Source organism: Phormidesmis sp. 146-12 (assembly GCF_052939495.1).
This window is the reverse complement of the sequence record NZ_JBJPHS010000150.1, coordinates 1-12,197: the sequence shown is the minus strand read 5'-3', so window position 1 is coordinate 12,197 and position 12,197 is coordinate 1. Positions and strand designations below refer to the sequence as shown.

Here is a 12,197-nt window from a genome sequence, read left to right as displayed (position 1 = left end):
GAGAAAGTAATCCAGCGGCACAAGGCAAACGGCTTGCAGCGTTAAGCGATCGCTCCATTTTTCTCGCAGTTCTCTAAAGACGCTAAAGCTAATTTCGCCCTGCTCCCCAAACGCATCAATGTGGGTACGAATCGCCTGAGTCCCGTGAGCATAGCTGCATTTCAGCCCAAATTCCATGCGGCGGTAAACGTCATCAGCGTTCCAATTTTTGGCGGCATCCGATCGGACAGTGTTCAACGCGCTTTCAAAAGTGCCATCTGGGTTGGGAGCGCGATTCCAAATGTGGCCTTTATCCAGATGCGTGTGCAGATCGACAAAACAGGGGAGAGCCATTCCGCCTCGCAGATCCATTGATGGATGCGGATAGCTAGTGTAAGTTCCGGCAGACACGATCGTCGCAATGCTGCCCTCAATGATCTCTAAATCTACAGATAACAGGTGATCTTCAGGCGGTTTGCGAGGAGTCCATTTGGTGCCGCCAACGACGATCGAAGCTGGAATATGGGCGTTTCTCAACCAATAATGCGAAGAATCAAAAATCATGGAAGCAAACTGCACTCAGCGTCAGGATTTGAAAAATTAGCTTTTGAAATATTTGAAATAGTTGAGATTGAAGCGTTAAGGAGGAGTTGAAATTGCTCGTTCTAGAGTCAGCTTTTCTTAAAAGATAGAGACTTCTCTATCAAAAGTGTGTCGAAATCTTAAGACAACCTGGCTCTTTTGCCTGTCCTATTACAGATGTTGACTATAAACAAATTGGAAATACTATCCCATAGAAACTAAGATTGCAATTTCCAATCCCAGTCATTTGGATCAGACTATCCCAACGTTGCCCAAATTGACTACCCTGGATAGTAAAGAACTCTAAACTAGGCGTGAGTGATGGAACCGATTTATCAGTATGCCTGGCTAATTCCCGTCCTGCCTCTTGCAGGTGCGATGCTAGTTGGTCTAGGGCTGATCTCATTCAATAAAGATGTCAATCGTCTCCGACAGGCAAACTCTATCTTCATCGTGTCTCTGATTGGCGCGGCGATGACCCTCTCGTTTGCTCTGTTTTGGAGCCAATTTCGTGGACATGCCCCTTATACTCAAATGTTTGAGTGGGCCTCGGCGGGCGACTTTCACCTGTCGATGGGGTATGTGATCGACCCGCTCTCGTCATTAATGCTAGTGATTGTGACGACGGTTGCCTTTCTGGTCATGGTCTATACCGATGGCTACATGGCGCACGATCCCGGATATGTTCGCTTTTATGCGTATTTGAGTCTGTTCAGTTCCTCGATGCTGGGTCTGGTGATTAGCCCTAATCTCGTCCAGGTCTACATTTTTTGGGAACTGGTGGGCATGTGCTCCTATCTGCTGATTGGGTTTTGGTTTTACCGTAAAGCGGCGGCCGATGCCTGCCAAAAGGCGTTTGTGACGAACCGGGTGGGTGACTTTGGGTTACTGCTTGGTATTTTGGGTTTGTATTGGGCAACTCGCAGTTTTGACTTTAATGTGATTGGCGATCGTCTCCAAGACCTCGTGGCCACTGGCTCAATCAGCGCTTGGTTAGCGGGATTATTCGCCATTCTGGTCTTCTTGGGCCCGGTGGCAAAATCAGCCCAGTTTCCGCTCCACGTTTGGCTGCCGGACGCGATGGAAGGCCCGACTCCCATTTCTGCTTTGATCCATGCGGCGACGATGGTGGCGGCAGGAGTCTTCTTGATTGCTCGTATGTTCCCGATGTTTGAAGGCATTCCCGCATCAATGGATGTGATCGCTTGGACGGGAGCATTCACGGCATTTTTGGGGGCATCGATCGCCATTACCCAAAACGACATCAAGAAAGGTCTGGCGTACTCTACGATGTCTCAGTTGGGCTACATGGTGATGGCGATGGGAGTCGGTGCTTACAGTGCCGGACTGTTCCACCTGATGACGCACGCTTACTTTAAGGCGATGCTGTTTCTTGGCTCTGGGTCGGTGATCCACGGCATGGAAGAAGTGGTCGGACATGATCCCGTCTACGCTCAAGACATGCGGATGATGGGCGGACTGAGAAAGTACATGCCGATGACAGCAATTACTTTCTTGATCGGAACGTTAGCAATTTCGGGAATTCCGCCGTTTGCGGGCTTCTGGTCAAAGGATGAAATTTTGGGTGCCACGTTTGCCGCAAATCCTGCTCTCTGGGTAATTGGCTATCTGACGGCTGGGATCACGGCGTTCTATATGTTCCGCATGTATTTCAGCACGTTTGAAGGGAAATTCCGAGGCACGGATGCCGCCGTCAAGCAAGTTCTCAAAAACGAGCAGCTTCAGAAGATGGGGCTGGCATTTGGGCCCGGCGCAATGAACCCCAAAGAACTAACAATGGAAGCTCCGGGCGGCGAAGAAGTCGATCCCGGCAACCCTGAACACCACGCCGAAAAGCCTCACGAATCCCCGTTGACGATGACGTTGCCGTTGCTGCTTTTGGCCATTCCTTCAACCCTGATCGGACTGGTCGGAACACCCTTCGGCAACTACTTTGAGGAATTCATTCATACGCCTGGTGAAGCCGTTCAAATCGCAGCCGAAGCCAGTCAAGAAACGCTGTCTGAGTTTTATGTGATGGCGGGTAGTTCAGTGGGGATCTCGCTGATTGGGATTACCCTAGCCTCTCTGATCTACCTGCGCGGCAAGATTGATCCCAAGGCGATCGCCGCCAAGATTCCATTCCTCTACAATCTGTCGCTCAACAAGTGGTACTTTGACGAAGTTTACGGGGAGCTTTTCGTGAAGGGTAGTCGCCGTCTGGCTCGTCAGGTCTTAGAAGTCGATTCCAAAGTGGTAGACGGGGTAGTCAACCTGGCCGGACTCGCAACCCTGCTGTCTGGAGAAGGACTGAAATACCTGGAAAGTGGTCGGGCCCAGTTTTATGCCCTGATTATTTTTGTCGCCGTCCTTGGACTTGTGATCTTTTCAGGCGCAACCTAAAGAAGTTATGAGAGGTTGGCTGTTAGTCCTGTGGGGTAGATAAAATCCTGCTGACAGTCAACCGCTATCGTCGATCGCCACCTCTCTCAAACGCCTCATAACTCAACCTTAAAAACTAGAATGCTAACCGCCAATTTTCCCTGGCTGACCACGATCATTTTGTTTCCGATCGCAGCCTCTCTCTTAATCCCCATTATTCCCGATAAGGACGGCAAAACCGTTCGCTGGTACTCGCTGATCGTTGGGCTACTGGATTTTGTCCTGATCGTCTACGCCTTCTACACTCAATACGACTTTGCAAATCCAGATCTTCAGCTTGTCGAAAGCTACCCCTGGGTTTCTCAGTTAGATCTTAATTGGTCAGTTGGTGCCGATGGATTGTCGATGCCCCTGATTATTTTGACAGGATTTATCACCACCCTGGCGATTTTGGCAGCTTGGCCCGTCACCTTTAAGCCTCGCCTGTTCTACTTTCTGATGCTGGTGATGTACGGCGGTCAGATTGCGGTTTTTGCGGTTCAGGATATGCTGCTGTTCTTCCTCTCGTGGGAACTGGAACTGGTGCCTATCTATTTTCTGCTGTCGATTTGGGGCGGCAAAAAACGGCTGTATGCAGCAACAAAATTCATTTTGTACACGGCAGGCGGGTCGCTGTTCATTCTGGTTGCAGGGCTGGCGATGGCTTTTTATGGTGACACGGTGACCTTCGACTTTCGCGCTTTGGCCGCCAAAGATTTTCCGCTCAACTTTCAGCTTTGGGTTTACACAGGCTTTCTGATTGCCTACGCGGTCAAACTGCCGATCATTCCGCTCCACACCTGGCTACCCGATGCCCACGGTGAAGCGACGGCTCCCGTTCACATGCTGCTGGCTGGCATTCTCCTCAAAATGGGCGGCTATGCGTTGATTCGGATGAATGCAGAAATGCTTCCGGCGGCTCATGCAACGGTAGCACCAGCTCTGGTGATTTTAGGAGTAGTGAATATTATCTATGCGGCTCTCACTTCCTTTGCCCAGCGCAACTTGAAGCGAAAGATCGCCTATTCCTCGATCTCTCACATGGGATTTGTCCTGATTGGCATCGCCTCATTTACCGATTTAGGGTTAAGTGGTGCCGTTTTGCAGATGGTGTCTCACGGTTTAATAGGGGCGAGTTTGTTCTTTTTGGTAGGAGCAACCTACGATCGTACCCACACTCTGATGCTGGACGAGATGGGCGGTGTCGGCAAACAGATGCCCAAAATTTTCTCCATGTTTACGGCTTGTTCGCTGGCCTCGCTGGCTCTGCCTGGAATGAGTGGCTTTGTCGCCGAACTGATGGTATTTGTCGGCTTTGCTACCAGTGACGCTTACAGTCAGACTTTTAGAATTATTGTGGTGGGCTTGGCAGCGATCGGGGTCATTCTCACGCCCATCTACTTGCTCTCAATGCTGCGCGAAATCTTCTACGGGCCAGAAAACAAAGAACTGACCTCACACGAAGCGCTCATTGATGCAGAACCTCGCGAAGTCTTTATTATCGCCAGTTTGCTAGTTCCGATTATTGGCATTGGCTTCTATCCAAAACTGCTGACCCAGATCTACGACTCCAAGACACAGCAGCTAACCGCTCGGCTTCGCGATCAGGTGCCAACCCTGGCTCAACAGGCTTCTAAATCTGTGGCTTTACAACCCCCGCTAGGAGAAGCGATCGCCGCTCCAACACTGCGTTAACCAAACTTTTCTAAATCATGCAAAAAGGCAGGAAGTAAGTTCAACTCGCTCCCTGCCTTCTTTATTGGCAACCTTTCTGAATCTTCAAGCTCAAAGGATTGAGGAAGACAAACGCTGCTGTTCATCCCTCATCCCTATCGTAAAGCCTGTCGAAGATGACCCCTCATCCCTGACTCTGCGTATTCCGCGTGGTCAAAACCGAGTCAGTCGGCAAACAGAGCAGATTATCACCTTGAGTGCGAATCATTCCTTTTTGGCGCAGCTTGCCCATCAGACGGGTGACCGTAACGCGAGTTGAACCGATTGCGCTCCCGATCTGGGCATGAGTCAACGGAAAAGGCAGACAGTAGCCGTCTTCGGTCGGTTCGCCATATTCCTCAATCAGCAGTGTCAGAAAACCGAGGAGGCGATCGATAGTTCTGCGCTGACCCAGTGTACTGAGCCAGAGAAGTTTGCGCTGATGCTGATAGCGGAAAGCATCCAACACTTCGCGGCGAAAATGCGGCCAGTTGTCCAGATCGTGCCAATACATCCAGACCACGGAGGTTTGGTCAACGTGAGCATAGCTTTGTAGCGTAAACGGTGACTGCGCCACAATCTCAAAGGGTTGCCCTGCGCCGACAAATCCTAAGAATGCTTCTTCGGGGCTGATACGAGCGAGACGAGATGCATTGCCGCCAGTGGCGTTGACTTGGGCTGTTCCCACGAGTCTTACGGCACCTTTTTGCACCAGATAAAGTAGACCTGGACGGGCAGGAATCCGCTCATCTTTACTAAAAGACCGAACTCGATAATGTTCTTGGGCCCAATCAATAATGCGCTGCCACGTCAAAAATGGACGAGACGCTTCTGAATTTTGTTGGGGAGATACTGAGTACATAAGTTAAAGGCTGTTGGAGAACAGTGTGAGACTTTGACAAGTCACTGAGTATTTAGCAGAAACCGAAACGCTGGCTCATTTCTCAACCGATCGGAATAGAGATAGGCACCTTTAGACACTTTTGCACTAAAGGGAGAAATCCGAAAGTAGAGTCTCCTTGTTTGTAGCCTGATCTCAGTAATTGTAACTACAAGCGACATGGACTCTTAACGAAACTGGAGGATTTTCGACCGAAATTTGACCAAAATCAACCTTATCCTAGAGCATCAACCGTAAATACCATGAATTGTAGCCTACATAAGATTACTTATCCTACGTTTCGCATATTGTTACTGGACAGACTATTTGAAACAATCTACCCGAAGGAGGATGTTGTAGTAGCAAAAGCTTCTTCACCTCAGAGACAGAATAATTTTTCTTACAGCAGCAAGCTTTGTGCGGCACAGATTCCGCTCAGGCAGGTCAGAAATGCAACGTCTCTGACTGAGTATCAGTCTGCGATCGCCCTCAAATTAGCTTCTGGCTCACTGAGAACAGCCTTGCCTTTGGCGTATCAAGTCGCAAAAAACTTCACCCAGTTTGATGCACCCCAGACCGAGGAATCTACGGTGTTTCAAGACATTTTGCGTGAATTTACGGTACGAGTCACAGCATTAGGCTATCTGGAGTTTGTGTTGAGCGATCGAGGATTCGCAATCTGGTTACAATTCTTAATCGAGAAGCCACCCCGGATACCCCTGATTTCTGCGGATAAATTGCCCTCAGATGAGAGCACTTTCCTCTGCCAGTACAGCCATGCGCGTTGTGTAACGCTGATCCGTCTGGCTAAAGAAGCAGGAATTGAGTTAGATCGGTCAAATAGGACACAATCTAAGCCTGACCTTCGTGAACCAGCAGATCGAGATCTGATTTTTTTGATAATTTCCGTTCTAGATGATCTGTATGACGCTTCTATGACCCAGAGCAGTCCAACAGTCTTTAAAGGGACGATCGCGCTCGCTCAAGCTTTCCAGCGCTTCTACAAAGTTTGCCAACTTGTGAATTTGTCTCCAGAAAGATTAAGTTTGGTGATGGTGACTCAAAGACTGCTGCGATCGTTGCTCCAAGAAGGTTTGGGGATCTGTGCACCGGATGAGCTTTAGCCCTTTCATCGAGAGACACATCGCTGTCATCTTGGTGTCATAACTTATTTTTATCTCCCAATCCGTGACAAAACCTGGGCGCTCAGATATATTATTGGAGTGTGAGGAGCGAACCAGCAAGAGTACCGAGACGAAACACGGCCAGTCGTCGGTACTCTTCCTGACTTTAAAGCTCTGTTGGTTGACTCTCAAACAGTTAACCTGAAAAGTTTTTCCATTGAAGTCTCAAATTACTAAAAGTTGGGGTTACGGACTCCTGGCGAAAGTCTGATCGAGAAGGGCTTTGTCGGGAAATAAAACCAGTTATGGCAGAGTTTTCCGAATCCTCCTCTGATCAATGTTGCCTCTAAATAGAAGTTCCACCAGCCTGCTGTAAAAGACAATCTATCTGAAATGTGGTGGCATTCCAGACGGCAGCATTACGAGAAGGCGTAGAACAAATTTTGTCACATCAAATAGATGAAAAGTAGATGAAAAGTAGTCGAAACCTGATTAACCGAGCTTGACATCTAACGTCTAATCACTGCCGTCTAATCACTGTCAAAGTGCTGAAAGCCGCCTTCTAAAGTGAGAATCTCATCGGGTATTTCTCCAGTTGGATCGACGACGCGAATATCAGGGTCAGAAGTGATTTCGCCCACGATCGCCGCTCCCTCCACTTTCTCGACTAATACTTGTGCGGCTTCTAGCGGCAGACACAACACCAGTTCAAAGTCTTCTCCACCATAAAGCGCCCAGTTCATCGCCTTTTCGGGAGACGCCAGACGCTTTAGAGCAGGATGGATGGGAATTGCAGATCGATCAACGCTCGCCCCAACTTGACTGGCATGACAGATCTGAACGATCGCGTCCGCAAGCCCGTCGCTGCTGTCCATTCCAGAAATAGGGAGGAGGGAGGAGGGAAGAGGGAGGAAAGGTAGAACGTCCAGGCGAGGGTTGGGGAATTGGTGGGCTTGGATTAGGGTGGTGAGATCGGCTTCATTGGGGGTTTCTGCAAGTTCTAGATAGAGCAACAGTTCTAAACCTGCTCTTGAAGAGCCGTGATAGCCTGTGACTAAGATGGCATCTCCAATTTGAGCCGTTGAGCGACGAATCACGCTGGCTGGCTCGACTTGCCCGAATGCGGTGATAGCGACGGTAATGATGGGCGATCGACAAATGTCACCTCCGACAATGACGGTTCCATACTTTTGCAAACAGCCTGTGATGCCCCGATACAAATCCTCAACCCAGCCCACCGACAATTCGCCCGGAAGCCCTAAGCCTACGGTGATTCCCAGGGGCGAAGCTCCCATTGCTGCGAGGTCAGAAAGATTTGCGGCGGCCGATCGCCATCCCACTGCTTGAGGAGGAGTGGTTTGATCGCTGAAATGTACGTCCTCGACCAGTACATCCGAGGTGACGACGAGTGACTTTCCCGCTTTGATCGAGAGCACTGCGGCATCATCTCCCACTACGTCAGCAGGGCAAAAGGCTTGGAGGCGCTTGAGGAGTCCTTGTTCACCGATCGTCTGCACTGTTTCTGCCGTATGAAAAAAAAGCATATGAAAAAGACTGAGTGGCTATCACCCAGTCCTGAATTATGGATCAAATTTTCAATTAAGCGGCTTTGGGTTCGACCAGGTTCTCTAGGCCGTCGATGACTTTCATGGATTCGATCGTATCCCCTGCCTTGAGTTTTTCTAGCACTTCTCGACCAGAGGTGACAAAGCCAAAAATCGCATAGCGACCATCCAACAGATTTAAGCCTGCGGGGGTCAATTCTGGCTCAAATAAGAAGAAGAAAAACTGAGACGAGCCGCCATTGGGGTCTTCACCCGGACGCGCCATCGCTAACGCCCCAAACGACGAGAAAGGCAAAACGGGCTGATCTAAATAGCGTCCAGCGTCTTCGAGCGTGATGCCATACAGGGGAGCCGCATCGCCTTTGACCAAAATTTCTAACGGGACAGCGCGATACTTCTTGGTGTCAGGATCGATGAATCCAACTTCTGGGCCGGGCGGATCGCCAATTTGCAGCACGTAAGAATCTTCGGCTCTGGTGAACTGCAAACCATCGTAGAAGCCGCGTTTGACCAGATCGACAAAGTTGCCAGCCGTGACGGGGGCGCTAAACCCATCGAGCACGATCGTCAAATCTCCCTGACTCGTCTTCGCTTTAACCGTCGCACGTCCTTTAAGTTGAGGCAGATTGCTATATTCTTCGGGCACCTCGTAAGGGAATTTTTGCACCATCAATTCTTCGAGGTCGGTGACGAGACTGAGCAAATCCGCCCGCTGCGATCGCGTCTGTTCTTTATTCTTCGCTTCGGCGCTGGTTTGGAGGGTTTCAACGCCCGCTTTGAGTTTGGCAATGATCGCCTCTGCCTGGGGCTTTTTGTCGTCGGGAATTGAGGCTAGAAGTTGAGTCTGGCGATCGGTCAAAATTCGATAAGCTTGTTTGACATCGCCGACGACTGCCCCCCAGCGACGATTGGCCCGCAGTTGCGCGGTGATATCTTCGAGGCTAAATTGCAGCTTGCGAACATCAGGATTGTCGATCGGCAATGCATATCTCAACAGCGACTGCGAATCAGTAATCGGATTGCCCGGAGGCAGTGCATAAGCTGGAGATTGCCAACCGATCAGAAAGCAAACCAGCCCTAGAATCAGCAGTCTGACCGACCTCTTGCGGGTATCTCGACGAGATCGCCGCTTCAAAGAATTGAGCTTCATACCATTCCAAACAAACATGTCGCGCTCCCTCTGTGCTAAAAAGCCCTTCTCGATTGTGCCATGAGGGGGAGCATCGTGAAGATTGGGGTTTGGGGTGTAAGGGTACAGGTCAAATCTTTTCCTTGACTCCTCACTCCTCACTCCTCACTCCTCACTCCATCGCTCTACCCGAAATCGAATTTTCTTTGAGCGGCTTGATAAATCGGCTGTTGGCACGAATAAAGCAATTGATGGAACGATCGCCCTTTTGCACGCTGACCGGAATCCAGGGCTTGCCACGATTGTCGAGGAGCATAATTTGATTGCGTCCCATATTGCCCGTGACGGCTTGAAGGCGCTGTCCTTTTTTGAAGGTGAACCTGATGGGCCAGTCGGCGATCGCATACTGATTATTCAAAAAAATTGCGGCGGGTGCATCGGCACCATCCAGCGTGACGGACTGAAATTGCCTGGCCATGCGGCAGTTTAGCCCTTTGGAGTCTCCATCGACGACGATCCAATTGGACTGTCCGGGGGAGCTGCTTCTCGCTGACTTGGGTATTGGGTAATCGCCCTGGTGATCGGGAACCGGAACCGCTGTCGCTAATTGGGTTCCTACGATCGTGGCAGCGAGTGTCAGCAAAATAACCTTGATTGAGGGTTGCATCGTTTGTTAGGGCTTGCAAAAACTATGGAGATTCAGTACAAGATTTTATGCCGTTTCCTGGTGCAGTCTCCAAGAGAAGTGTGACTAAACCTTTTGAGCGTGCTGAGTGCAAAGTCTAAAACTTAGAGCTAGTCAGTGCTTGCAAGCGACTTGAGAAACGCAGCTTATAACCTAAGCCCCTTAAGCATTTGTAACAAAAGAAGACTTCTCTATTTGAAAGCACGTAGATTTTTCTCAGAGAGAATTGACGATCGCGCCTAAAATTGGAAAGCCATCTACACAAGAGGACGGGCCCCACCATGAATCTGAGAGACCTTGCTGCTGCTTCAGCGACCTGGCAAATTGCTAGTGTACGAGCCGATCGTGATTTGACGAGAGAAGTCCAGCAGCGCCTGATTTTGTTGGGATATCAACCTGGGCCCGTCGATGGACTCTGGGGCAACGGGACTCAAGCCGCCTATGCTGCCTTTGCGAGAGCCAACCAACTCAAGCCAGAAGAACTGTCTCCAAGAGCGGCTCAACTGCTGCTGAGAATCAACCAAACTCCCGCGCCTCGACCGACTCCTACGCCCACTCCGACCCCGCGTCCGACCCCCACGCCCACCCCTGCCCCCAGACCAACGCCCGTTCCCACGCCTGCTCCGACTCCCACGCCCAGACCAACCCCCGCTCCGACTCCAACACCCCGACCGACCCCGACCCCTGTTCCGGTACCAACCCCCGCTCCGACTCCAACACCCCGACCGACCCCGACCCCTGTTCCGGCACCAACCCCCGCTCCTGTTCCCACGCCGACCCCTGTTCCCACGCCAAGCCCTGTTCCAGTTCCGGCTCCTGCTCCAACTCCTACACCGACTCCTGCTCCAACCCCTACGCCCACGCCCGCTCCTGTTCCCACGCCAAGCCCTGTTCCAGTTCCGGCTCCTGCACCAATTCCTACACCGACTCCTGCACCAACCCCTACGCCCACGCCGACTCCTGCCCCTACGCCCAGACCTACACCCACTCCGACTCCCACGCCTGCCCCAACTCCGAGATATGCCAGCCCGACCCAGGCCTTGCCTAGAGGCTTGCGCGAGATTGCAACCGGGGGCGTGATTTGGCAGATTGACAGAATTGCGGCGAGTCAGGGCTTGGCGAGAGAAGTGCAACAGTGTCTGGATGCGTTGGGTCATGCACCAGGGCCGATCGATGGCGTTTGGGGCAATGGCACTCAAGCCGCCTATGCTGCCTTTGCCAGGGTTTACCAATTCAAATCGAATGAGATGCCCCCTCAAGCGGCACAGTTTCTTTTGGAGCCGACGATTTCAGGAATTGCGATCGTGCGTCCGATTCGTCAACTGGTGGATGGGGACTATCGATCGGTGGCTCAGTCGATCGGCTGTGAGGTGGCCGCAGTCCGGGCGGTGGTGGATGTCGAAGCCGCAGGGTCAGGATTTTTTAAGGATGGCCGCCCCAAAATCTTGTTTGAAGCTCACTGGTTTTCGGCATTTACAGACAGTCGCTTCGATCGTTCTAATGGCGACATTTCTAGCCCCGTGTGGAATCGTGCCCTTTATCTGGGCGGTGCTGCTGAATGGGATCGCTTGTACAAAGCGGCTCGGCTCAATCGCGCAGGTGCCCTCAAGTCAGCCTCTTGGGGGTTGGGTCAGGTGATGGGCTTTAACCACGAAGCGGCGGGCTATAGAGATGTCGAAAGTTTTGTCCGCGATATGCACCTCAGCGAAGGCAAACAACTCATGGCAATGTTTAACTTTATCAAGAGCAACCGTCTCGATCGCTTTTTAATCAACCGCGACTGGGCCGGCTTTGCACTGCGCTACAACGGCGAAGGCTATCGAGCCAACCGCTACGACGAAAAACTAGCCGATGCCTACCAATATTGGAAAGGGAGAGTATAAGGAGGAGACGAGGAAGCTAATTTGAAAGGAGAATGGGCGATCGTCCAGATAGAACGACTTGAGGTTCTGAGCCAAGGGGAATTGGGACGATCGCGCTTTCATTCACGGTCAGTTTAATGAAGTTCTTTCGCTCCGTTGCTGAGATCTTCTGCCCCCACCTGCCAATTCCTACCGTGTACATACAAGTCGTTGTCGCTTCGTTTCAGGCGGCTTCAGCCCCCTAAATCCCCCAGTCT

At 51.1% G+C, this 12,197-nt stretch carries 8 protein-coding genes and 1 pseudogene; 4 read left to right on the top strand and 5 right to left on the bottom strand.

Features of this window, described 5'->3' with window-relative positions; translation table 11 throughout:
- A pseudogene (locus ACKFKF_RS31900) lies at positions 1–543 on the bottom strand (cytosine deaminase); the annotation flags it as partial.
- Between the two features lie 339 nt (positions 544–882).
- Here ACKFKF_RS31900 and ACKFKF_RS31895 point away from each other — a divergent pair.
- Both ACKFKF_RS31895 and ACKFKF_RS31890 read left to right on the top strand, forming a co-directional pair.
- Positions 883–2,964, top strand: a complete 2,082-nt coding sequence (locus ACKFKF_RS31895; protein ID WP_446871411.1) for an NAD(P)H-quinone oxidoreductase subunit 5 — start codon at positions 883–885, stop codon at positions 2,962–2,964.
- A gap of 120 nt (positions 2,965–3,084) precedes the next feature.
- On the top strand, positions 3,085–4,677 hold the full coding sequence (locus ACKFKF_RS31890) for an NAD(P)H-quinone oxidoreductase subunit 4 (protein ID WP_446859902.1): 1,593 nt from the start codon (positions 3,085–3,087) through the stop codon (positions 4,675–4,677).
- 163 nt (positions 4,678–4,840) lie between these two features.
- Here the strand turns inward: ACKFKF_RS31890 and ACKFKF_RS31885 are convergent, their stop codons facing one another.
- Positions 4,841–5,557, bottom strand: coding sequence for a Crp/Fnr family transcriptional regulator (locus ACKFKF_RS31885; protein WP_446859901.1), 717 nt, complete (start codon positions 5,555–5,557; stop codon positions 4,841–4,843).
- Positions 5,558–5,838: 281 nt separating this feature from the next.
- Here ACKFKF_RS31885 and ACKFKF_RS31880 point away from each other — a divergent pair, with 281 nt between their 5' ends.
- The gene (locus tag ACKFKF_RS31880) at positions 5,839–6,699 is read left to right on the top strand and encodes a DALR anticodon-binding domain-containing protein (protein ID WP_446871410.1); all 861 of its coding nucleotides are present in this window, start codon (positions 5,839–5,841) and stop codon (positions 6,697–6,699) included.
- 530 nt (positions 6,700–7,229) lie between these two features.
- On the opposite strand, the gene thiL is transcribed toward ACKFKF_RS31880, so the two are convergent.
- From thiL to ACKFKF_RS31865, 3 genes are all read right to left on the bottom strand, one after another.
- A complete protein-coding gene (gene thiL, locus ACKFKF_RS31875; protein ID WP_446871409.1) occupies positions 7,230–8,243 on the bottom strand; it encodes a thiamine-phosphate kinase in 1,014 nt (337 codons plus the stop codon).
- A 55-nt stretch (positions 8,244–8,298) separates the two neighbouring features.
- On the bottom strand, positions 8,299–9,432 hold the full coding sequence (locus tag ACKFKF_RS31870) for a peptidylprolyl isomerase (protein ID WP_446871408.1): 1,134 nt from the start codon (positions 9,430–9,432) through the stop codon (positions 8,299–8,301).
- A gap of 133 nt (positions 9,433–9,565) precedes the next feature.
- A complete protein-coding gene (locus ACKFKF_RS31865) occupies positions 9,566–10,060 on the bottom strand; it encodes a hypothetical protein (protein ID WP_446871407.1) in 495 nt (164 codons plus the stop codon).
- 299 nt (positions 10,061–10,359) lie between these two features.
- Here ACKFKF_RS31865 and ACKFKF_RS31860 point away from each other — a divergent pair, with 299 nt between their 5' ends.
- Entirely contained in the window at positions 10,360–11,961 is a 1,602-nt protein-coding gene (locus tag ACKFKF_RS31860; protein WP_446871405.1) for an N-acetylmuramidase domain-containing protein, read from the top strand.
- Positions 11,962–12,197: the final 236 nt, after the last annotated feature.